At 62.9% G+C, this 22,013-nt stretch carries 16 protein-coding genes; 11 read left to right on the top strand and 5 right to left on the bottom strand.

Annotation, left to right across the window (positions count from 1 at the left end; translation table 11 throughout):
• Positions 1 to 260: 260 nt before the first annotated feature.
• From C2L64_RS25115 to C2L64_RS25105, 3 genes are all read left to right on the top strand, one after another.
• The gene (locus C2L64_RS25115) at positions 261 to 1,427 is read left to right on the top strand and encodes a porin (RefSeq protein ID WP_007583536.1); all 1,167 of its coding nucleotides are present in this window, start codon (positions 261 to 263) and stop codon (positions 1,425 to 1,427) included.
• Positions 1,428 to 1,626: 199 nt separating this feature from the next.
• The gene (locus C2L64_RS25110; RefSeq protein ID WP_007583538.1) at positions 1,627 to 2,379 is read left to right on the top strand and encodes an NAD-dependent epimerase/dehydratase family protein; all 753 of its coding nucleotides are present in this window, start codon (positions 1,627 to 1,629) and stop codon (positions 2,377 to 2,379) included.
• Positions 2,376 to 2,894: a cupin domain-containing protein gene (locus C2L64_RS25105; RefSeq protein ID WP_007583540.1), complete on the top strand. Its 519-nt coding sequence runs from the start codon at positions 2,376 to 2,378 to the stop codon at positions 2,892 to 2,894. The genes C2L64_RS25110 and C2L64_RS25105 overlap by 4 nt, the downstream gene beginning before the upstream one ends.
• A 10-nt stretch (positions 2,895 to 2,904) precedes the next feature.
• Here C2L64_RS25105 and pdxR read toward each other — a convergent pair whose 3' ends face one another.
• Complete coding sequence (pdxR, locus tag C2L64_RS25100) at positions 2,905 to 4,419, bottom strand: MocR-like pyridoxine biosynthesis transcription factor PdxR (RefSeq protein WP_007583541.1); 1,515 nt, start codon at positions 4,417 to 4,419, stop codon at positions 2,905 to 2,907.
• Positions 4,420 to 4,652: 233 nt separating this feature from the next.
• Between pdxR and C2L64_RS25095 the strand changes: the two genes are divergently transcribed.
• From C2L64_RS25095 to C2L64_RS25075, 5 genes are all read left to right on the top strand, one after another.
• A complete protein-coding gene (locus C2L64_RS25095; RefSeq protein ID WP_007583543.1) occupies positions 4,653 to 6,551 on the top strand; it encodes an AI-2E family transporter in 1,899 nt (632 codons plus the stop codon).
• A 201-nt stretch (positions 6,552 to 6,752) separates the two neighbouring features.
• Positions 6,753 to 7,838, top strand: a complete 1,086-nt coding sequence (locus C2L64_RS25090) for an alpha/beta fold hydrolase (RefSeq protein WP_007583545.1) — start codon at positions 6,753 to 6,755, stop codon at positions 7,836 to 7,838.
• Positions 7,839 to 8,083: 245 nt separating this feature from the next.
• Complete coding sequence (locus tag C2L64_RS25085) at positions 8,084 to 9,052, top strand: hypothetical protein (protein WP_007583547.1); 969 nt, start codon at positions 8,084 to 8,086, stop codon at positions 9,050 to 9,052.
• Positions 9,053 to 9,659: 607 nt separating this feature from the next.
• Positions 9,660 to 10,295, top strand: a complete 636-nt coding sequence (locus C2L64_RS25080; protein WP_007583548.1) for a VC0807 family protein — start codon at positions 9,660 to 9,662, stop codon at positions 10,293 to 10,295.
• Entirely contained in the window at positions 10,292 to 11,488 is a 1,197-nt protein-coding gene (locus C2L64_RS25075) for an amidohydrolase family protein (RefSeq protein ID WP_007583550.1), read from the top strand. The genes C2L64_RS25080 and C2L64_RS25075 overlap by 4 nt, the downstream gene beginning before the upstream one ends.
• A gap of 97 nt (positions 11,489 to 11,585) precedes the next feature.
• Here C2L64_RS25075 and C2L64_RS25070 read toward each other — a convergent pair whose 3' ends face one another.
• From C2L64_RS25070 to cuyB, 3 genes are all read right to left on the bottom strand, one after another.
• On the bottom strand, positions 11,586 to 13,739 hold the full coding sequence (locus C2L64_RS25070) for a phosphocholine-specific phospholipase C (RefSeq protein WP_007583552.1): 2,154 nt from the start codon (positions 13,737 to 13,739) through the stop codon (positions 11,586 to 11,588).
• A gap of 107 nt (positions 13,740 to 13,846) precedes the next feature.
• Positions 13,847 to 14,209 carry a hypothetical protein gene (locus C2L64_RS25065; RefSeq protein WP_039900741.1) on the bottom strand — a complete coding sequence of 121 codons (363 nt, stop codon included), beginning with the start codon at positions 14,207 to 14,209 and terminating at the stop codon, positions 13,847 to 13,849.
• A 198-nt stretch (positions 14,210 to 14,407) separates the two neighbouring features.
• Entirely contained in the window at positions 14,408 to 15,901 is a 1,494-nt protein-coding gene (cuyB, locus tag C2L64_RS25060) for a cysteate racemase (protein ID WP_039900742.1), read from the bottom strand.
• A 373-nt stretch (positions 15,902 to 16,274) separates the two neighbouring features.
• Between cuyB and C2L64_RS25055 the strand changes: the two genes are divergently transcribed.
• The 3 genes from C2L64_RS25055 to glgA all read left to right on the top strand — a co-directional run bounded on the left by C2L64_RS25055 (position 16,275) and on the right by glgA (position 19,586).
• Positions 16,275 to 16,718 carry a response regulator gene (locus C2L64_RS25055; protein WP_007583557.1) on the top strand — a complete coding sequence of 148 codons (444 nt, stop codon included), beginning with the start codon at positions 16,275 to 16,277 and terminating at the stop codon, positions 16,716 to 16,718.
• A gap of 235 nt (positions 16,719 to 16,953) precedes the next feature.
• Positions 16,954 to 17,541, top strand: coding sequence for a BPSL1445 family SYLF domain-containing lipoprotein (locus C2L64_RS25050; RefSeq protein ID WP_007583558.1), 588 nt, complete (start codon positions 16,954 to 16,956; stop codon positions 17,539 to 17,541).
• Positions 17,542 to 17,963: 422 nt separating this feature from the next.
• Positions 17,964 to 19,586, top strand: coding sequence for a glycogen synthase GlgA (gene glgA / locus C2L64_RS25045; RefSeq protein WP_007583560.1), 1,623 nt, complete (start codon positions 17,964 to 17,966; stop codon positions 19,584 to 19,586).
• A 153-nt stretch (positions 19,587 to 19,739) separates the two neighbouring features.
• Here the strand turns inward: glgA and glgX are convergent, their stop codons facing one another.
• On the bottom strand, positions 19,740 to 21,911 hold the full coding sequence (gene glgX, locus C2L64_RS25040; RefSeq protein ID WP_007583562.1) for a glycogen debranching protein GlgX: 2,172 nt from the start codon (positions 21,909 to 21,911) through the stop codon (positions 19,740 to 19,742).
• Positions 21,912 to 22,013 lie beyond the last annotated feature (102 nt).

Here is a 22,013-nt window from a genome sequence, read left to right as displayed (position 1 = left end):
CCGCAATATTCCCAGATGCATCATGATGCCGCGAAATTTTTGCGGCAATACGCGTTAATTTTCGTTTGCCAAAAACAATCCGCTAAGACATCCCTAAAGAAAGATGATCGCAGAAATACTGTTTGTATGAAGCCGCAATAATCGCGTCATTGCGTGTTGTGAATTTCACTAATGCGTTTTTTTGGCGTTTTTACATTTGTTGTGTGCGCCTTTAGTCTCTCGCTCATTCAACGCTTTACCACACGCAGGAGAAGAGAAGAATGAAGCGCACTGCCCTCTCGATGATCTCACTGGCCGCACTGGCCACGGCCACCAGCGCCGCTCACGCACAAACCAGCGTCACGCTGTATGGCACGATCGACACGGGGATCACTTATGTTCACAACGCATCGGGCAATAACAGCCTGTGGTCGCTCGGCAATACCAGCGCAGGCAATCTGTCAGGCACGCGTTGGGGCCTCAAAGGCAGCGAAGATCTGGGCGCAGGCCTGAAGGCGATCTTCCAGCTCGAAAGCGGCTTCGATTCGAGCACGGGCAAGTTGGGCCAGGGCAGCCGCCTGTTCGGCCGTCAGGCATTCGTCGGCCTTTCGCAGGATCAATACGGTTCCATTACGCTCGGCCGTCAATACGATCCGCTGATCGACCTCGTGCAAGGCATCACCGCCGACAACTACTTCGGCAGCGCATTCGCTACAGCAGGCGACGTCGACAACTACGACAACAGCTTCCGCGTCAACAACGCAGTGAAGTACACGTCGCCCGTTTTCGCGGGACTGCAGTTCGAAGCGATGTACTCGCTCGGCGGCGTCGCGGGCAGCACGGGTTCGGAGCAATCGTATTCGGGCGCAGTCGCGTATAACAACGGCCCGATCGGTCTTGCGGCAGGCTACTACTACGCGTCCAACAGCCCGGCATCGGAAGGCATTCGCACCACCTGGAACAGTACCTCCGACGGCACCTTCGACGGCCCCGTCAATCTCGGCTATCAGACAGCGCATTCGATCGGCATTGCACGCGTGGCAGGCCAGTACACGGCCGGTTCATTCACGTTCGGCCTTGGCTACAGCAATGCGCAATACCGCCGCGACGACAGCTCGGTGTTCGGCACGAACGAACGCTATAACACGGGCCAGGGCTTCGTGAACTATCAGGCCACGCCCGCGATGCTGCTCGGTGTCGGCTACAGCTACACGCATTCGAACGGCGACACGTCGGCGACGTACCATCAGGTCTCGCTGGGCGCCGACTACAACCTCTCCAAGCGCACCGACCTCTACATGACGGCCGCGTATCAGCATGCGAGCGGCCAGACGCGCGACGCGGACACCAACACGATCACGGACGCGCAGGCATCGATCGGCTCGTATGGCTATGCGGGCACGAGCCATCAGGAGATGGTGAACCTCGGCATTCGTCACAAGTTCTAAAGCGCTTCGCTGATCGTCATAGACGGCGGTTTCGTTCCGGCACGCAGATCCTGTCGGTTCGAAGCCGCCGTTTTTCATTTCCCGCACCCATCGATAATGGCCTAATCATTCTGTCGATAATGGATCTTTGTGTGGACCATTATCAGCTTTACTCTCCGGAACGTGGGCTCCAGGGCCCGGCATACACGGAGATCATTGGATGGAAACGAAAGTTTTTCTGGCTGGCGCGGCGGGCGCGATCGGCAGCGCGCTGGTGCCGCTACTGGTCGATGCGGGATACACCGTTTACGGCAGCACGCGCCGCGCCGAGCGCGCGTCGCAGATCGAACGTGCGGGCGCAACACCCGTGATCGTCGACGTGTTCGACGAGCGCGCGTTGACCGAGGCGCTGCGGCGCATCGAACCCGCCTGCGTGATCCATCAGTTGACCGACCTGCCGCCTGCCCTCGATCCCGCGCAAATGCAGCAAGCGATCGCAGGCAACGCGCGCATTCGCGACGAAGGCACGCGCAACCTGATCGCAGCGGCGCGCGCGGCGGGCAGCAAGCGCTTCGTCGCGCAAAGCATCGCGTGGGCGTATCGCGAAGGCGTGCACCCCTATGACGAAACGCAGCCACTCGATACGGAAGCCGAAGGTAATCGCCTCGTTACGGTGCGCGGCGTCGTATCGCTCGAAACACAGGTTCTGAGGGCGCCGCTGATCGGCACGGTGCTGCGTTATGGGCAACTGTACGGTCCCGGCACAGGCAGCGACCACGCGAAAGGCGCAAGCCCCGTCCATGTCGACGCGGCCGCGCACGCCGCCGTGCTCGCGTTGCGGCATGCACGAGCCGGCGCATTCAACATCGCCGAGGACAATCCCGTCGTATCGACGGACAAGGCGAAGCGCCAGCTTGGCTGGTCGGCGGACTGGCGGCGCAGCACAGCGAACGCGCAGCACGCCGTGCAATGAACCCCGCTCACCTGTTCGCAAGCGCGAACGTGCGGCATGCGCGCACGTTCGCCACGGTCGCCGTCCTTGCGCTCGCCCCGCTTGCCGTGCTGCCGACGCGCCCCGCCATTCAATGGCTCGACGCGATGTGCAGTACGCCGCTGCTCAGCGACGCATCGTCGTCCTCCGATGCCGCCGCCCAGCGCCCAACGACGACCTCGCGCGTACTGTCGTGCGAGCCGCTCGCGAATGTGCCGGGCAAATCCGTGACGACGGTCGTGGTCGACTTTCCGCCGCGCGCCTACACGGGCGCGCACCGGCATCCCGGCTCGGTGACGGCCTACGTCATCTCCGGGACGCTGCGTTCGCGGCTAGACAGCGGCCCGGCCGTCGACTATCGCAGCGGCCAGACATGGTTCGAACCACCTGGCACACTGCACGACTTCGCCGAGAATCCGGACACCGCGCAGCCCGCGAAACTGCTCGCCGTGTTCGTCACCGATTCCAACTGCGGTCCGCTCGTACTGCCGCCTTGATCGACAGGTATCAGGTCTTGTAGAGCATCTTCTGCAGAACACGCGCGAGCGTCCGGGCGCCTGCGTCGATCTCGTCCGCGCCGACGCCCGCAAAGCCCAGCACCAGGCCGGCGGGCGCCGCGCGCTGGACCGCGTACGACGACAACGGCCGTGTTTCGATGCCGGCTTCGGCGGCGAGGCGCGCGGCCAGCGCATCGTCGGCACCCGCTGGCAGAAACGCAGGCGCATCCAGCCCCGCGACGATCGGCGGCAACGCGAGGAGTCCCGTCCAATGGCGGCGCGCCGCTTCGCGCAGCGCTTCGGCGCGTTCGCCATACATCTCGCGCATGCGCCGCACGTGCCGGCCCGCATGCCCTTCCGCGATGAACGCGTGCAGCGTCGCCTGCTGATCGAGCGGTACGTGCCGGCCCGTCAGCGACCAGGCGGCGACGAACGGATCGACCAGTCGCTCCGGCAGCACCGCATAAGCGATGCGCAGCGCGGGAAACAGCAGCTTGCTGAACGTGCCGCAATAGATCACGTGGCCCGCGCTGTCGAGACTCTTCAGCGCAGCAAGCGGCCTTCCTTCAAAGCGGTACTCGCTGTCGTAGTCGTCCTCGATTACCAGCGCGCCGCGCGCGTGCGCCCAGTCGAGCAACGCGAGTCGCCGTTCGAGCGACAGCGCGGGACCGAGCGGCGCCTGGCGCCCGGCCGTCACGTACGCGAGCCGCGCATCGGGTGCGAGCGCACGGCCCGCTACCACGTCGATGCCGTTGGTATCGACGGGCACGGCGGCAATGCGCGCGCCCGCCGCTTCGAGCACGAGCCGCGCGCCCTGATAGCCGGGGTCTTCCATCCACGCGGCGTCGCCCGGGTCGAGCCACAGACGCGCGGCCAGATCGATCACCTGCTGCGCGCTGCCGACGATCGCAACTTGATCCGCCGTGCAAGCGATGCCGCGCGTCATACGCACATGCTCCGCGATCACTTCACGCAACGGACGGTAGCCTTGCGCTTCGCCGTCGGCGAGCATCGAGCGGTTCGACAGCCGCGAGCGGCGCGCCGCGACGCGCGCCCACAGCGCGAACGGAAAGAACTGCAAATCGGGCTGGCTCGGACGAAATGCGCGCGTCGGAAACGAACGACCTTCGACGGCGAACGCGCTGCGCGCCAGCAAGCGGCCGCGCGCGGACAGCGCGATACCTTCATTGCGGCCCGCGTCCGCTTTCTCGCGTGTATGTCGCGCGGTATCGGACACGGGTGCGGATTCGAAGCGCCCGTCCGGCAATTCGCTCGCAACGAAACTGCCGCGCCCGACCGCGCCGGACAGATATCCCTCCGCCGCGAGTTGCGCGAACACGCCCAGCACCGTGCCGCGCGACACGCCATGACGCGCGGCGAGGTCGCGCGTCGCTGGCAGGCGCGCGCCCGGGCCGAGCCGCCCTTCGAGAATGGCCGCACGCAGTTCGCCATAGAGCCAGCGCTGTAACGGCACACCGTCGGGCCGTGCGTTCAATGCCAGGTCGATTTCCGTTGCGCGGCGCATGCCGTTACCTCGTAATTGGATCAGCGCCCGGAAGGACAACTAGAAATTAGACCAGGCCAATTTCGCAATTATGCCTGCCGCCGCCTCGCCGCCTTCATACAAATTCGCGCGACGCAGTTGATACACTGAACTGAACGGGCTGATATGCACCCGCCCGTTTTACGCCCGGGTCTGCGTCTTGCTTACAATAGCTGCCCCTTGTATCGATCGCACGGCCAACACCGGCACACGCCATGAAAGCTCCGCTCGCCCCGCACCGCCCTTCGTCCAACCGTGTCTACCCGCCGGGAACGCCGGGGCTGCACGGCCTGACGTCGGTGATTACATTCGTCGTGGTGGTCAGCGGGTTGTACTTTGCGCGCGAGGTGCTGATTCCGATCACGCTCGCCGTGCTGCTGAGTTTCCTGCTCGCGCCGCTCGTCGGCCTGTTGCGGCGCCTTCATTTCGGCCAGCTGCCGTCGATCTTCGTCGCGGTGCTCCTTGCCGTCGTCACGCTGCTCGCCGTCAGCACGCTGATCGGCGCACAGATCGCGCAGCTTGCGGGCTCGCTGCCGCAGTACCAGGCGGCCATCGAGCGCAAGGTCGAGACCGTGCAGGAGAAAACGGTGGGACGCGCCGATGCGCTGCTGTCGCGCGCCGCGACTGCGCTTGCGCGCGTCACACCCGACCGACCCAACACGCGGCACGAAGCGGGCCGCTCGCAGAAACCGACTGTCTCCGCGCCGTTGCCCGTCGAAGTGCACGAGCCGATTCCGTCGCCGCTGCAACTCGCGCAGCGCGTGTTCTCACCCGTCGTCGGGCCGCTCGAAACGATGTTCATCGTGCTGGTCGTGACGATCTTCATCCTGCTGCAGCGCGAAGACCTGCGCGACCGCCTGATACGCCTGTTCGGTGCGCGCGACCTGCATCGCACGACCACCGCGATCAACGATGCGGCGAGCCGCCTGTCGCGCTACTTCGTCGCGCAGCTCGGCGTGAACCTCGGCGCGGGCGCGACGATCGCCATCGGCCTCGCGATCATCGGCGTGCCGGGCGCGCTGCTGTTCGGCGTGCTGACCGCGCTGCTGCGCTTCGTGCCGTATATCGGCACGTGGATCGCGGCGCTGCTCGCCGTGATACTCGCGGCCGCGATCCAGCCGCAATGGACGATGGCCGTGTGGACGATCGTGCTGTTCGTGACCATCGATGTCGTCGCGGGCCAGGTGGTCGAGCCGCTGTTGTATGGGCATAGTTCAGGGCTGTCGCCGCTCGCCGTGGTCGTCGCGGCGATTTTTTGGAGCTGGCTGTGGGGGCCGATCGGCCTCGTGCTGTCGACGCCGCTCACGCTGTGCCTCGTCACGCTGGGCCGTTACGCGGAGCGCCTGAAATTCCTGACGGTGCTGCTCGGCGATCAGCCCGCGCTCACGCCCGCGCAGAACTTCTATCAGCGCCTGCTCGCCGACGATCCGCACGAGGCCATCGTGCAGGCCGACCGGTTCCTCAGGGAAATGGCGCTCACTCGCTATTACGACGACGTCGCGCGCGAAGGCCTGCGGCTCGCGCGCAACGACACGCTGCGTGGCGTGTTCGCGCCCGAACAGCTCGCGCGCATGAACGAGACCTTGCTCGATATCATCGAGAACCTCGAGCAATTCGACGGCATGCCCGAAGAGAAGCCCGATCCGAACGCACCCGATGCGCCGCCTGCCGTGCTGCCGGAAGACGCCGCGCAGTTGCGCGTCGTGTGTGTCGCGGGCCGTGGCGCTTTCGACGAAGTCACGACGGCCATCGCCGTGCAGTTGCTGACGCGCCGCGGCTTCGCGCCCGTCACGGCGAACTACGCGCAGTTCCGCCGTGGCCACACGGACACGCTTGGCATCGACGGCGCGGCCATCGTCTGCGTGGTCACGCTCGACGCCCCCGAAGCGCCGCCCTATCTGCGCAATCTGCTGCGGCGCATCCGCGATCGCGCGCCCGGCGCGCAACTGATCGTCGGGATTGGCGGGCAATCGGAGCGCGTCGATGAAGTCGGCGCATTGAGCGATACGCAAAACGCCAACGCGTTCAGCGACCTCGTCAATCAGTGCGTGCAGGCGGCGAACGCGGTATCCGCGCCGCTCGTCGAGAAGGCGCCGCGCAGCGTCGGCGCTTGAATGTGCATGAATGCGCGTGCCGCGGCTTTTCGCGCGAATACACCATCCACTTCATACGTTCGACCGCACGCGCGCGGATGAAGCGTCGTTTGTCTGCATCTTCGTGCAGCAAAGCCCTCCCGCGGTGATAAGCTGAATGAAAGCGCGCGTCATGCGGCCCGCAAGCTGACGGGCGCTTCTTCCATCGCCGCCGGGAGGCTCATGTCCGCGACCGCCCCGAAGTGGAGGCAGCAAATCCGGCTGTGCACCGCGCACGACGGCGCGCGAATCGCGTACGCGACCTGCGGCAGCGGGCCGCCCATCGTCAAGGCCGCGAACTGGCTGAGCCATCTGGAGTTCGATCTCGCGAGCCCGGTATGGAGTCACATGATTGCCGAGATGTGCCGCGACCATACGTTGATCCGCTACGATCAGCGCGGCTGCGGCCTGTCGGATCACGACGTCGCCGATATTTCGTTCGATGCATGGAAGCAGGACCTGATCGCCGTCATCGATGCGAGCGGCGCCGACCGCTTTGCGCTGCTCGGCATTTCGCAGGGGGCGTCGATTGCCATCAGCTATGCCGTCGCGTTTCCGGAACGCGTCTCGCATCTGATCCTGCATGGCGGCTACGCGCGCGGACGGCTGGTCCGCTCGCGCACCGAGCAGGCGCGCGATGAAGCCGAAACGCTCGCCAAGCTCGCCGAGATCGGCTGGGGCCAGCACAACCCCGCCTTCCGGCAGTTCTTCACGACGCAGTTCATTCCGGGCGGCACGCCCGACCAGCACCGCTGGTTCAACGAACTCGAACGCATTTCGACGACACCGCAAAACGCCGCGCGCATCATGCGTGTTTTCAACTGCATCGACGTGGTCGATCTGCTGCCGCACGTGCAATGTCCGACACTCGTGCTGCACGCGGTGCGCGACGCACGCGTGCCGTTCGAAGAAAGCCGGCTGCTGGCGAGCCTGATTCCCAACGCGCGCTTCGTGCCGCTCGAAAGCGAGAATCATCTGACGCTCGAATCCGAGAACGCGTGGCAGCGCTGGCGCGACGAAGTACGCGCCTTCCTGCCGCCCGCGAGGCACGCCAATCCCGTGTTCTCGTCACTCACGCGGCGCGAGCGCGAGATCGTCGAACTGATCGCGGGCGGCCGCGACAACGCGCAGATCGCTGCGCGGCTCGGTCTGTCAGAGAAGACCGTGCGCAATCACATCACGAGCATCTTCGCGAAGCTCGAAGTGGAAAGCCGCGCGCAGGCCATCGTGATGGCGCGCAAGGCGGGCTTCGACGCGCCCGCTGCCTGATTGTCCCCTTGACGCGCTGCATGACGGGGCGCATGTCCCGGCTTTTCCCGGCTTTGTTGCAGTGCTCACAGCGAGTACCGGGACTCGCGTCTCATGTCCGATCAAACGTCGATTCGCACAATGCGGATTAGCGTTTCGCTACTGCATGCAACACGCCATGGCGCAGCGCTTTGAGTCGGCGCCGCCTCTCTTCGTTCTTCTTTCGGCGCCACCCCACTGCAATCCCGCCGAAATGGAGTTCTCAGATGCAAGCTGTAGAGTATCAACTGCCTTCCCATCGCTACGCCAAATGCGTCGAAGTGTCCAAGCGAATCCGCTGGGATATCGACAACGACGTGATCCGCGGACGTACGCTCGATATCGATCAGAAGTTTCTGCCCGACGGGCTGTCCCAGGTGTATCGCCTGCCGTTTCTGAATGACGCTGAGCGCCGCTTCTATTCGCAGGTTCAGGGTCGCACGTACGCGAACATGTTCAAACTCGTCGAACGCTTCATCGGCGCAAAGATGCTCGAACTAGGACGCGATCATGCGCTCGGCGACCAGATCGCACTCGAAGCCGTCGTGCGTCTGACCGACGAAGAACTGAAGCACCAGGAACTGTTCCGCCGCATCGAGTTGCTCGCGGGCGCGGACATGCCCGCAGGTTATCGCTTCCTGCCCGATGCCGACGACATCGCCATGTTCGTGCTAGGCAAATCGACGTGGGGGATTCTCGCGCTGACGTGTTTCATCGAGATCTTCTCGCAGGTGCATTACCGTCAGAGCATCGAAGCAGACGACACGCTCTCGCCGCTGTTCAAGGACGTGTTCATGTACCACTGGAAGGAGGAGTCGCAGCACGCGATCATCGACGAACTCGAATGGATGCGCGAGGACGTGAAGCTCGACAAGCCCGCGCGCGATGCTGCCGTCGACGATCTGATCGCGCTGGTGGCTGGCGTCGATGGCGTGGTGCAGATGCAGGCGACGGAAGATGCCACGTACTTCTGCCAGCATGTGGACCGTACGCTGTTGCACGCCGAAATTGCGGAGGTGCAGGCGGCGATGCTCGACGCGTATCGCTGGCAGTACATCGTTTCCGGCGTCGAAGAGCCGCGCTTTCGCTCGCTGCTCACGAGCATGATTGACGAGGAGCAGGGTCAGCGTATTTTCGCGGCGCTGGCGCCGATCATGAAACCGACACTTGATCGGCAGACGTTGCCGCTTGTCTAAAGCGAGCGACAAAAGGATGAGCAAACGCGATACGTTTTTCGCGTTTGCTCATTCGAAGAATTGGCCCCGCAGTACGCGGGCCATGCGCAACGCTATCGGCGCGAGGCCCTGACACCACCAGCGATCGAAGCCAAAAGAACTATTGCGAACCATAGCGCAAAAAAACGGTTCGCCGCTTCCGGATTCGTATCGAACAAACTACCGGAACCTCGAACCATTCCAAAAAGATAAAGACCGCCCCAAGCGACTACTGTCGCCCCGACGGCGCCGAGCACGGCTCCGAGAAAAATTCGTAGCAACTTCATTTGTCCCAGCATACCTGGTCTCCCATACGAATCGGGTTCTCGACTGAAATGGTGCTCCTGACGAGAGTAACCGCTGTCCCTCATATCATTTGTCAAAAATCGTCGCACCGCGGCAGACGGTAAACTGCTGCCAGAATATGCCCGTCATGCCACAAAATGAAAAACCGATTTTTGCGGCCGAGATGCGGCGACGGCCGCCTTGCCGGTTTCTTGATTCTTTGATACTTAAGCATGTAACCTCCGAACGATCGGAAGACATGCTGCCAAACGCAGAACCACAGCACCGCTAGCGCAGAGGGCGTATGAAGGTTCCGTACCGATACCTGTCCGCGATGGTCATCAATGTCGCGCTGCCGTGGCTCGCGTACCGGCTTGCGCTGCCGCATTGGGGCACGACGGGCGCGCTCGCCGCATCGGCCGCGCCGTTGATCGCGTGGATCGCATGGGACCTGTACCACTCGCGGCATTTCGATGCATTGAGCGCCATCGTGCTGGCGGGCATCCTGCCGCTGCTCGCATGGGCGCTGATAGACCGGGGCGAGCACCGGCGCGCGCTCGAAGACCCGATGGTGGCGGGCGTCATCGGCATCACGTTTCTGCTGTCGCTGCTGCTGCGCAAGCCGATGGTCTACTACCTCGCGCGTTCGACGGCGTCGCGTGAATCGCTTGAAGGTGTCGAAGAGTTCGAGTGCCACTATCGCGAACGTCCCAAGCTCGTCGCGCAGATCCGCCGGATGACGGTAGTCTGGGGCATCGGTCTGACAGCCGAGAATGCCGCGCGCTACTGGGTCGTGACGAACTTGAGCGACGCGCAACTGGCGTTGTATATTTCGACGGCGCTGCGCTGGGGCGTCTACGGCTCGCTCACGCTATGGACCCTCTGGACGCGGCGCCGCCTCAAACGCATTGACGCTGAAAGAAAAATGGAGTCCGCATGAAAGAGCCGCTGTTGATCGCCGATGCACGGTTGCCCGATGGAACGCGCGTGGACGTATCGATCGTCAATGGCCGCATCGATGCGATCGGCCCTGATTTACGGGTCGAAAACGACGTCGTGCGCGAAAATGGCAACGGTGCGCTACTGTTGCCTGGCTTCGTCGAAGGCCACACGCATCTCGACAAGACGATGTGGGGCATGCGCTGGTATCGCAACGAAGTGGGACCGAAGCTCACCGATCGCATCGAAAACGAGCGCCGCTTTCGCGCGCAAAGCGGACACGACGCGGCCACTGCATCGCTCGCATTGGCCCGCGCTTTTTTGCAGGCGGGCACGACGCGCTTGCGCACGCACGTCGATATCGATACCGACGCTGGCCTGAAGCACCTCGAAGGCGTGCTGAAGACGCGAGACACACTACGCGACGTGCTCGACATGCAGACGGTTGCGTTTCCACAATCGGGCATGCTCAAACGTGAGGGCACTGTCACGTTGCTCGACGAGGCGCTGCGCGCGGGCGCCGACGTGCTCGGCGCGCTGGACCCGGCCTTGATCGACGGCGATCCCGTCGCGTCGCTGAACGCGACTTTTGATCTGGCCACACGCCATCAGAAGCCGATCGATATCCATCTACACGAACCCGCCGAGATCGGCGCATTCACCTTGAAGCTGCTGCTCGATCGCGTCGAGGCGCTCGGCATGCAGGGGCGAGTCGTGATCAGCCACGCGTTCTGTCTCGGCGCACTCGCGCCGCGCGAGCGCGACCCGCTGCTCGATCGGCTCGCGTTGCTGAACGTCGCGCTACTCACGACAGCGCCCGCTTCCGTGTCCGTGCCGCCGCTTGCCGCGTGTATCGAGAAAGGCGTCACGCTCTTCGGCGGCAACGACGGCATCCGCGATACATGGAATCCGTTCGGCTCGCCGGACATGCTGGAGCGCGCGATGCTGATCGGCATGCGCTACGACTTACGCCGCGACGATGCGCTCGCCATTGCGTTCGATTGCGTGAGCCACACTGCTGCACGCGGATGCGGGTTCGCCGATTATGGCCTGCACGTGGGCGCGCGCGCGGACCTCGTGCTTGTCGACGCGGAAACCGTCGCGCATGCCGTTGCGGCACGTCCTGTACGCAAGCTGGTCGTGGCGAATGGGCGGATCGTTGCACGCGACGGCGTGCTCGTCGAAGGCGTGTGAACCGCCTTTGCTGATCAACAAATAAAAAAGAGCCCCGGCATGTGAACCATGCCGGGGCCAAGCTTTGCGCTGTTTTACACGTTCTGGATCAGGCCACTTACGACGCCGTCATGACGGGCACGACAGCCGCCGGATCACTGATGCTCGTCTTACCCGTTTCGACGTGACCGGCAAGCCGACGCTGGAACGACGCGTCGTCGTTGTCACTCACCGTCAAGTCGTACCAGTGGTGGCTCGCCGACAGCACCCAGGCCTCTTCGATCGACGCGTTCGGCGGCACGATCACAGGGCGCGGATGCGCGCCATACGCGTTATCGACCACCGACAGCCGCGCGATGCTGTCGCCGTGATTCGTGAACTTCAGATACACGTTGCCGTTGCCGACGTCGTAATGCGTCTTCACTTCCGGCAACGCCGGCTTGCGGTTATGGCCGAACAGGCCCTGCGCATTGGCCTGGTTCGACTGCGGCTGCGCGTTGCCCGCAAAGCGGCGCACGAAACCATTCGGGCCGTACACGGTGAACGCATACACGCCGTTCGTCGACGACAGGTTGAACACGTCCTTCAGCGTCTTACCCGCTTCCACCGTATAACGCCACGGTCCATCCGTGCGGTTGGTCGAGTACACATAGAAGTGCGCGCCCTGATCGCCCGTATTGCCGATTTCGATCGTCAGCGAGTTGGCCTTCTCATCGACCTTGCCGTTCACATGCAATTCATACGGCAACGCACGCGCGAAACGGATGCCCGCTTCCTGCGGATCGATCGCGCCCGGCACGGCAGGCACCGTCGGCGCGGGCTGCGTCGCGCACTGGTTGTCGGCCATGCTCTTGTAGTTGCTCGTGTCCGGCAGCGGCGGCATCTTCGCGTCCGGCGTGCGGAAATCGAATGCCGTCGTGAGGTCGCCGCACACCGCGCGGCGCCATGCCGTGATGTTCGGCTCATGCACGCCAAAGCGCGTTTCGATGAAGCGGATCACCGACGTGTGATCGAACACCTGCGAGCACACGAAGCCGCCCTTCGTCCACGGCGAGACGATCGTCATCGGCACGCGCGGTCCGAGACCGTACGGCAGGTTGTCGGCCGTATAGCTGCCGCCGCGGCCCGGATTGACGACATCGTGAATCTCGCCGTCCGCCGTCACCGTCGAAAGCCCCTGCGCGCGCGACGTCGCCACTTGCGGCGGCACGACGTGATCGAAGAAGCCGTCGTTCTCGTCATACATGATGAAGAGCACTGTCTTGCTCCACACCTCGGGGTTCGACGTCAGTGCGTCGAGAATCTGCGACGTGTACTCCGCGCCGTACGCGGGCGTGTACTTCGGGTGCTCCGAGTACGCGGCGGGCGGGCACAACCACGACACTTGCGGCAGGCGGTTGGCCTGCACGTCGGCCTTCAGGTCGTCGATCGTGCGCACCGTCTGCGCGCGCTGGAACAGCGACGAGCCCGGTTGTGCATTGATGAAGTTCTCGAAGTTCTGCAGGATGTTCGTGCCGTAGTTGCCATTCAGCGGGTCCGAGCCGTCCGTGCCCTGCTGATAGATCTGCCACGAGATGCCGGCCGTTTCCAGACGCTCCGGATAGGTCGTCCACGACAGCAGCTGATACTTCGGCGGCACGTCGCCGTCCACGAAGTCGTTGTTGTCGAGCAGCGGGCCGCCCTTCGTGCCCGTCGGATCGACCATGCCCGTCATCAGGTACGAGCGGTTCGGGTGCGTCGGTCCCGGCAGCGAGCAGAAGTACGCATCGCAGACCGTGAACGCATCGGCCAGCGCGTAGTGGAACGGAATGTCCGAGCGCAGGTGATAGCCCATCGTCATGTCCGTCTTGTTCGCGGGCCACTGGTCGTAGCGGCCACCGTCGATCGCGCCGTGCGTCTTGTACCACGAGTGATCCAGATCGCCGACGCATTGCGCGCTCGTGGTCTGCGTGTTCAGGTGGAACGGCAGCACGGGCTTGGTCGGATCGGCTTTCGACGGCTGATACCAGACGGGCTTGCCATTGGGCAGCGGAATCGGAAAGCGGTCGTTGTAGCCGCGCACGCCGCGCATATGGCCGAAGTAATGATCGAACGAACGGTTCTCCTGCATGAACACGACAATGTGCTCGACGTCACGGATCGAGCCCGTGCGCGAATTGGCGGGGACCGCGAGCGCATTGCGGATCGATTCCGGCAGCATCGTCACGGCGGCGGCTGCGCCCGCGGACGTTGCTGCGGTCTTTAGAAAACGGCGACGGCTATTGGATGTCATGATGTTATTGCCTTCTTCTCGGGGGGAAAGGAATTAACAAGGGAATAACCGCGCGTATTCACGCGCGTTTCTTTGTTTCTTTGTTTCTTTATTGCCTGAACGTCGATTCAATGGCTCTCTTCGCCTGGCGCGTAGCGAAGAACGGGCGCGACCTGCTGGTTGTCGGCGGCAAGGCTGGCCTGCGCGCTGAGAATGGCGGCGCTGTCCTGCGCGTCGCTTCGCGTGTTGTCGGCTGCGTTCATGCCGCTCGCGGCCGGCGTATTGAACGCGTTGGCCGAATTGCCCGTCGTCGAAGACGGCAGCGGTAATCCAGACGGCGATGCGGAAGGCGCAGCCGTATTGGCTTGCGACGCGCCAGGCGTCGAGCTGCTAACCGTGGCGGCATCGTCCGCGCCACATGCGGCGAGGGCGAACGATGCGAGCGCAACGATTGCGCTCACGCGCAAGGAAGAGAGAGGGAGTCCGTTCATTCGAGCGTCCAGGTTCCAGCGGAATCGACCGATGACGGCTTACCCGGGAAGGCTTGCCGTCGCTGGAAACGCAGTCTGAAGTCGAATGAAGAACTTATTGTGAAACGTTTGATAAGGAAAAGAAATACCTTGAAATACTTCTTATCGGAAAGCCATTAGAAAGCGAAAAGAAACACGAAAGTCATCATGCTATTGTCTTTAAAGTAATTCGGCATTAACTGCCACATTGCTTTCCTTTCGCTTCGCATACGCGGCATATTCGACCGGCAACGCTTCATGTCTTGCGCTCATCGGTATGACGCGCGGCGTGCCTCGCGCGAACTCGACGCAACACCTTGCGAGCACGTCCGTCGGATCGACGAGATGCGCGCTGCGGCCTTTGCGCGTCACCGTCGCCGCTTGCGGGAAAAGAAGCGGCAGCTCGGTGCAGGCAAGCAGAATGACTTCGACCTGCTGCAACAACAGACTTTCGACGGCCGCGATGATGTCATCAGCGCACTCGCCGTTCGTGAAGCCCGCCTTCACGCCCCGCGCGCCGTAGATCGCATTCATCACGCGCGCCTGCATGGCGAGCGGCGGCAGGACCTGCGTCATGCCGCGCGCTTCGAGCGCCGTGCGATAGACACCGCTTGCAATCGTGCCGTCCGTGGCGAGCAGGCCGATGCGATCGACGGCGGGGAACGCCGTGCGCAGATAGTCGGCCGTCACGTTCATCATGTTGATGATGGGCACGCGCAAGCGCGCTTCGATCGGCCCGATGAACGCATGCGCGGTATTGCACGGAATCGCGATCAGATCGGCGCCGCCGTCTTCGAGCTTTTTGCACGTCGCGTAGAGCGCGAGCGTCGGGTCCGCGCCATCGCCCGTCAGATGATCGGTGCGGTCGGGAATCTGCGGGTTCTGTTCGACGATGACCTTGATGTGATCCTGATCGCGCGCAGCGGGCGTATTGCGCACGACCTTGTGCATGAAGTCGACTGTCGCAGCGGGTCCTACGCCGCCGACCACGCCGAGCTTGATCTGGTGCGCTGGCTTGCGATGATCGGCGAACAACAGATGTTGCGCGTACACCGAATAGCTGTCGACGATGGGCACGGCCAGAGCGCCGAGTCGCCGCAGCGACAATGCGCTATCAGTGCTGCCCGGCAGCAGCACATCGACGCCCTGCCCGATCAGCGTTTCGCATGCTTCTCGCAGCCCCTCCACGCCCTTCAAGGCGACGCTCACGACTTCGACATGCGCGCTCTCGCCGTATCGCTCGAACAGCCGGCGCTCGCATAGCACCGGCGACGTCAGCACGCCGACGCGGCGCGCAAGCGGATAACGCTGGCGAATATGCGCAAACAGCGCAGCGACCATATCGACGATTGCAAGCGTCGTGTTCTGCTGTAATTCCTCGATAAACAAATGACTTTCGAAGCATGGCAGCGCAACAGCGGGCAAGCCGCGCTGTTCAAAATCGCGTATCGCATCGAATACGCGCAACTTATGTTGCGCTGAACCCGCGGCATAAGAAATTGACGCACGGCGCTCGATATCCGATACGCGTTCGACAGCAATATCCAATGGCTGAAACGTACGCGCAGCGGCATTGGCGTCATGCATTTTGCGCAACACATCCACGCTCGCGAGACGCGCCGCGCCGCCGACAACGCCGAGCGCACGGCGTCCCATCCCAGACGATGTATCCATAGTCCCTCGCTTGCTGTCTTATTGGAAGCGCGCATTCCGACGACGCCAATTGCAGGTCGCCGGCGCCTTACAGCGAATCCCGTATCGCGGCGCCGATCAGAATATAAATCCGAATGCGCATTTATGTCGCATGAATAAAACGGAAAGTCTTCCTATAAACAACAGGCTTAGCTAATTCGCCCTTTTTAACGGTTGCCAATTGCGTCTGGTTAACCCCTACATGCGCCGAAATTGTTAATTAACGGCAATTGATTCCATTCCGAACGGCAACCCTATGCTCGCTTGTCCCACTTGTTTCGGGTCCAACCTTTGCTGACCTTGCAGCCTTGGGGAGGCAGAAAGACGCCAAGGCGCCAATTGGAGACCAGCGAAAATGGCAACAAAAAATGTACACGACAGTGATGACGAACTGCAATGGCGCGCCATCGGCGCGCATATGACCGACAACCGGCGCGTGCTGGTCGTCGACGATTACGCCGATGCCGCCGACGCGTTGCAACTGCTGCTATTTGCAAACGGCTTCGAATGCCGCGCGATGCACCGCGCCGAGGACGTCTGCGAACTCGCGTCCCAATGGCAGCCATTTGCGGTCGTGCTCGACATCGCGATGCCGGGCGTCGACGGGCTCGAGCTTGCGCGCCGCCTGCGCGCCTCTGAATCGACTTCGGATATGTTGCTGATCGCGTGTACGGGCTACGCGTCGCAGCTCGATCGCGAGCGGGCGCGCGAAGCCGGCTTCGATGCGCATTGCGCGAAGCCGCTGACGCCCCAACGTCTGCTCGAACTGTTGAAGCGGGCGACATCGGATGACGCATAGCGCGTGTGTAATTCATACAGTCACGCCTGCGCAGCCCAGTCGCGTCCATACCGTCAAGGATTAGTCACGCCGCTTCACGCATCCTGGGCGACGACGGCGACAGGGCCAGGCACGCGAACTGCTGTCGCATTGTCAGCCCTCGCCGCACAAAGGTTTAGCGCGCCCGGGCGGCTGCGGCGAAGCACCAAGGGAGGCGCTAGCCGGGGATCTCGCGTTGACAGACAGGAGAACAACGATGCATAGAAGAAATTTCATACTGAGCACCAGCGCCGCACTCGCTGCGGGCGGTCTCGCCCTCTCGGGCTGCACGATGACGGGTTCGCATTCCACGACGAGCACCAGCAACTCGGACAAGCGCCGCGCGATCGATTCGAGTGTCGATGAAACGCTCTCGCGGCTCTACACGACCGCGAACGGCTCACGCGAACTGGTCGCGAAAGCGCGCGGCGTGCTGGTGTTCCCATCCGTCGTGCAGGCAGGCTTCTGGATCGGCGGACAATATGGCCAAGGGTCGCTGCGCGTTGGCGGGCAAACGGTGGGTTACTACAGCACGGCAGCAGGCTCGTTCGGCCTGCAGATCGGTGCGCAGTCCAAGGGCGTGATCTTCCTGTTCATGGCGCAGGATGCACTCGACAGCTTCCGCAACAGCCAGGGCTGGTCGGTTGGCGGCGATGCGACGGTCGCGCTCGTAAAGGTCGGGGCTAACGGCAACATCGATACGACGACGGCTACGAAGCCCGTGCAGGCATTCGTGTTGACCAACGCAGGCCTGATGGCGGGCGTATCGCTTGAAGGCGCGAAGATTTCGCGGCTCGATATCTGAGCGCGATAGAGCACCGATGTACGCGGGGCGCGCAATGCGCCCCGTATGAAGTCAATCAAAGTGTCGAACGCTCGTGCGGGATCATCGCACCTGTGTAAAACCCTCGCCCTTTTCTCGACGAGTTTTACGTTCGCACGGCAGCGCCCGTCCATCGCGCACGTTCACCAAGTTGACGCATTTCATCCTCTACAGTGCTTCATGCACCGCAGTCCCGCGTCGCTCAAAGATCTGAAGAAAACGCCGAGCCGCGCTGCAGAAGCTTCACGATATGCGCGTGCCTATGGCACACCGCTTGCTGCTCACCGAAGCCGTCGCCCCTCGCCTCTCTCGCCGACCCGATCCGCCGCACGGATCGCGCCAGCCATCTGCGGCGGCAATTCAAGCGTCTCATTCAATCTACTCTTTCACCGGGAGTCACAACCTTGACGCTGAACGTCCTTCTCGTCGCCTCGGAGGCGATGCCGTTGGCGAAGTCCGGCGGTTTGGGCGATATGGTGAGTGCGTACGCCGCCGCGTTGCGCGACGCGGGCGTCGCTTCGACCATTCTGTTGCCTGCGTATCCTGCGGCGCTCGAGCGCGCGGTGGGCGTGACGCCCCTCTGCCGCATCAGCGGCCTGCCGGGCGGGGACGCGCGACTGTTGCGCGCGCACATGCCCGATACGGGCGTGCCCGTCCTGCTCCTGCAGATGGACCATCTGTTCAAACGCGACAACCTCTATCAGGACGAGCAGGGCCGCGATTATCTCGACAACGCGATCCGCTTCGCGTCGCTTGCCGCTGCCGCGACGCGCATTGCGCGCGGCGTGCGCGGCGTGGAGATGCCCGACATCGTGCATGCGCACGACTGGCACACGGGCCTTACGCCGCTTTTGATGAAGCTCGCAGGCGTCGCGGCGAAAAGCGTGTTCACCGTGCACAACCTTGCGTTTCAGGGCAACTATCCGCTCGCGCTGGGTAGCTGGATGGGCGTGCCGCCCGAACTGCTCGCGCCCGCGTTGACGGACCCGCGCAGCATCGAGTTCTATGGCGCGCTCAGCATGATGAAAGCGGGCATCGTGCACGCGGACCAGGTCGTCACCGTCAGCGAGAACTACGCGCGCGAAATTCTCACGCCGCATTTCGGGCATCTGATGGAAGGCGTGCTGCAAGCGTGCTCGCACAAACTGTCGGGTATCACGAACGGCATCGACAGCGCGACATGGAATCCCGCTACCGACCCGCAGATCGCGCGCGCCTATTCCGCCGACGACGTGCGAGGCAAGCAGGCCTGCAAGCGCGATCTGCAGCAGACCTTCGGCCTGACGGTCGATCCATTCGCGCCACTGGTTGCGATAGGCAGCCGTCTGACGTCGCAAAAGCTTGCGGACGTCGTGGTCGAAGCATTGCCGTTACTGCTCGCGCGCGATCCGCGGCTACAGGTGGCGATTCTCGGCAAGGGAGACGCGTATCTCGAAGCCGCAGTGCGCGATCTCGCCGCCGCATGGCCGCAGCGCGTCGGCGCGTATATCGGCTATGACGAACGGCGCGCGCACATGCTGCACGCGGGCGCCGACCTGTTGCTGCACGGCAGCCGTTTCGAGCCGTGCGGCCTCACGCAGCTCTATGCGCTGCGCTACGGCACGATCCCCGTCGCATCGCGAGTCGGCGGGCTGCGCGACACGATCGTCGATTACACGCCCGAGCGTTCGCCCGAACTCGGCTTGCCCGAAGAAGGCGCAACGGGCTTTCTGTTCGACGGCGAGACACCCGAGGACGTCGCGGCGGCATTGCAGCGCGCGCTCGACGCGTTCATGCGGCCTTCGTCATGGCATGCACTGCAGCGCAATGCGATGCGGTGCGATTTCAGCTGGCGCAAGCCGGTGCAGGCATATCTGAAACTCTATGGCCTGTTGACGGATGCACGCCCGGCGCAACCGCGTGTCGATGTCGAACGCGTTGCAGCGGCGTCGGCGCAACGTCGCGCGAATGCGAGCGGCGCAGCGAGCGCGCAGACTGCGTGGAGCAATGGCGCGGCGTCGCAGGAGACGGTGGCGCGAAGCGCGTGAGTGTGACGCGACAGCCCGCATGCGGGCTGTGCAAATAATGAATAGCAAATAGCAACGGACCTCTTCTCGCGAAGAGGTCCGGTTTTTCTTTTTTCACTGCCACTTCCTCTCAGGTCCGCCACTACGCCGACAAAATCGCGCCTTCAAGAAAGCTCACGCCGTCAAACGCTCTTCGAGCCGCTGGAAGATCCGCTTCGTCTCGCCCTTTGCATGCAACGAGAACAGCAACAGCGAACGGCCCGTCACCTGATACACGTCGCCCGATCCGAAATCAGGCAATTCGTCGCGCTCAGGCGCGTTCGTGTCGATCATGCAGCTCCACTGATCGCTGCCCGGTATCTCCGGCAACATGAAGTCGACGACGTCGTGATACGCGTTGATGACGAGCAACAGCGTCGCGTCGGAGGCCGGACGCCGGATACCGCTCGCCTGCGCACGCCCGTCGATCACGAGGCCGAAGCAGCGCATCGCCGAATCGTCCCATTGCTCGTCCGTCAGCACGACGCCGACGGGACTCAGCCATTTCACATCCATCACGCCGATGTCTTCGCGCATCTCGCCCGTGAGAAAGCGATTGCGCCTCAGCACGGGTAACGCGTGGCGCAGCGTCGTCAGCTTGCGCACGAACTCCGTGAGCGCGCGGCCGTTGTCGTCGATACCCGCCCAATCGATCCAGCTGACCTCGTTGTCCTGGCAGTACGCGTTGTTATTGCCCTTCTGCGTGCGGCCGAATTCATCGCCTGCAAGCACCATCGGCGTGCCTTGCGAAAACAGCAGCGTCGCGAGCAGATTGCGTTTCTGGCGCTCGCGCAATGCGATGATTTCGGCGTCGTCGGATGGCCCTTCCTCGCCGCAATTCCATGAGCGGTTGTCGCTATGGCCGTCGTTGTTGTCTTCGCCGTTCGCCTCGTTATGGCGCTCGTTGTACGAGACGAGATCGTTCAGTGTGAAGCCGTCGTGCGCAGTGATGAAGTTCACGCTCGCCCAGGGGCGTCTGCCCCGCCGGTTGAAGAAATCGCCTGAAGCGGTGAGGCGTTTGGCGAGATCGGCGGCGGACGCTTCGTCGCCCTTCCAGAACGAGCGCACCGTGTCGCGAAAGCGATCGTTCCATTCGGCCCAGCCAGGCGGGAAGCCACCCACCTGATAGCCGCCCGGCCCGCAGTCCCAAGGTTCGGCGATCAGCTTCACACTGGAGATGATCGGGTCCTGCCGGCAACTGTCCAGAAAGCCGCCGCCTTCGTCGAAGCCATACGGCTCGCGCCCGAGGATGGTCGCGAGATCGAAGCGGAAGCCGTCGACGTTCATCTCCGTCACCCAGTAGCGCAGACTGTCCGTGACCATCTGCAGCACGCGCGGGTGTGAGAGGTTCAGCGTGTTGCCCGTGCCCGTGTCGTTGATGTAATAGCGGCTTTCTTCAGGCATCAGCCGGTAGTAGGACGCGTTGTCGATACCGCGAAACGACAGCGTCGGCCCACGTTCGTTGCCTTCGGCCGTGTGGTTGTACACGACGTCGAGTATCAGTTCGAGACCGGCGTCGTGCAACCGGTCGATCATCTCCTTGAACTCTTCGATCACGCCGGGGCCGCGCGCGAAGTAACGCGGATCGGCCGCGAAAAAGCCGATCGTGTTGTACCCCCAGTAGTTCGTCAGCCCTTTGTCGAGCAGGTATGAATCGTTGACGAACGAATGAATGGGCAACAGTTCGAGCGTCGTCACGCCCACGCGTTTGATATGGTCGATCACGGCTTTCTGCGCCAGGCCGTCGAAGGTGCCACGCATCTTTTCTGGCACACCGGGATGCATCTTCGTATAGCCGCGCACATGCGTCTCGTAGACGATCGTGCGATCCCACGGTACGCGCACGCGCGTCGGATGTGTCCAGTTGAACGTCTGGTCGACCACCTGGCACTTCGGCATGAACGACGCGCTGTCGCGCTCGTCGAACGTGAGATCGTCTTCCGTTTCGAGCGTATAGCCGAACAGCGACGGGTCCCAGTGCAACGACCCGACATGCGCCTTCGCATACGGATCGAGCAGCAGCTTGTTCGGATTGAAGCGATGACCGGCCTCGGGCTCATACGGACCATGCACGCGATAGCCATATACCGTGCCCGGCTTCAGGCCTGCCATGTGCACATGCCACACTTCGTCGGTGTATTCGGGTAATTCGATGCGCTCGAGTTCCTTCTTCCCTTCGTCGTCGAACAGGCACAACTCGACCTTCGTCGCATGCGCGGAAAAGAGCGCGAAATTGACCCCTCTGCCATCCCAGGTCGCGCCGAGTGGAAACGGCAAGCCCTCGGAAATGCGGGAATCGGTTGGCATGGTTGTGTTCCTCAGGCGAATTGGACGGGCGTGGCGCGTGATGTCTGCGTGCACACAACAACCATATACCTTTAGCAATCGTTGTGCCTGACAGGTCAACGA

The organism is Paraburkholderia hospita, from assembly GCF_002902965.1.
In the GTDB taxonomy this organism is placed as follows: domain Bacteria; phylum Pseudomonadota; class Gammaproteobacteria; order Burkholderiales; family Burkholderiaceae; genus Paraburkholderia; species Paraburkholderia hospita.
This window is presented reverse-complemented; position numbering and strand designations above follow the sequence as displayed.

Coding starts and splice junctions, on each gene's coding strand:
- glgX (WP_007583562.1), bottom strand. CDS start 21,911: ATGCCAACCGATTCCCGCATTTCCGAGGGCTTGCCGTTTCCACTCGGC.
- C2L64_RS25050 (WP_007583558.1), top strand. CDS start 16,954: ATGCATAGAAGAAATTTCATACTGAGCACCAGCGCCGCACTCGCTGCG.
- C2L64_RS25075 (WP_007583550.1), top strand. CDS start 10,292: ATGAAAGAGCCGCTGTTGATCGCCGATGCACGGTTGCCCGATGGAACG.
- C2L64_RS25090 (WP_007583545.1), top strand. CDS start 6,753: ATGTCCGCGACCGCCCCGAAGTGGAGGCAGCAAATCCGGCTGTGCACC.
- cuyB (WP_039900742.1), bottom strand. CDS start 15,901: ATGGATACATCGTCTGGGATGGGACGCCGTGCGCTCGGCGTTGTCGGC.
- C2L64_RS25095 (WP_007583543.1), top strand. CDS start 4,653: ATGAAAGCTCCGCTCGCCCCGCACCGCCCTTCGTCCAACCGTGTCTAC.
- C2L64_RS25115 (WP_007583536.1), top strand. CDS start 261: ATGAAGCGCACTGCCCTCTCGATGATCTCACTGGCCGCACTGGCCACG.
- C2L64_RS25085 (WP_007583547.1), top strand. CDS start 8,084: ATGCAAGCTGTAGAGTATCAACTGCCTTCCCATCGCTACGCCAAATGC.
- C2L64_RS25105 (WP_007583540.1), top strand. CDS start 2,376: ATGAACCCCGCTCACCTGTTCGCAAGCGCGAACGTGCGGCATGCGCGC.
- C2L64_RS25070 (WP_007583552.1), bottom strand. CDS start 13,739: ATGACATCCAATAGCCGTCGCCGTTTTCTAAAGACCGCAGCAACGTCC.
- C2L64_RS25080 (WP_007583548.1), top strand. CDS start 9,660: ATGAAGGTTCCGTACCGATACCTGTCCGCGATGGTCATCAATGTCGCG.
- C2L64_RS25110 (WP_007583538.1), top strand. CDS start 1,627: ATGGAAACGAAAGTTTTTCTGGCTGGCGCGGCGGGCGCGATCGGCAGC.
- C2L64_RS25055 (WP_007583557.1), top strand. CDS start 16,275: ATGGCAACAAAAAATGTACACGACAGTGATGACGAACTGCAATGGCGC.
- pdxR (WP_007583541.1), bottom strand. CDS start 4,419: ATGCGCCGCGCAACGGAAATCGACCTGGCATTGAACGCACGGCCCGAC.
- C2L64_RS25065 (WP_039900741.1), bottom strand. CDS start 14,209: ATGAACGGACTCCCTCTCTCTTCCTTGCGCGTGAGCGCAATCGTTGCG.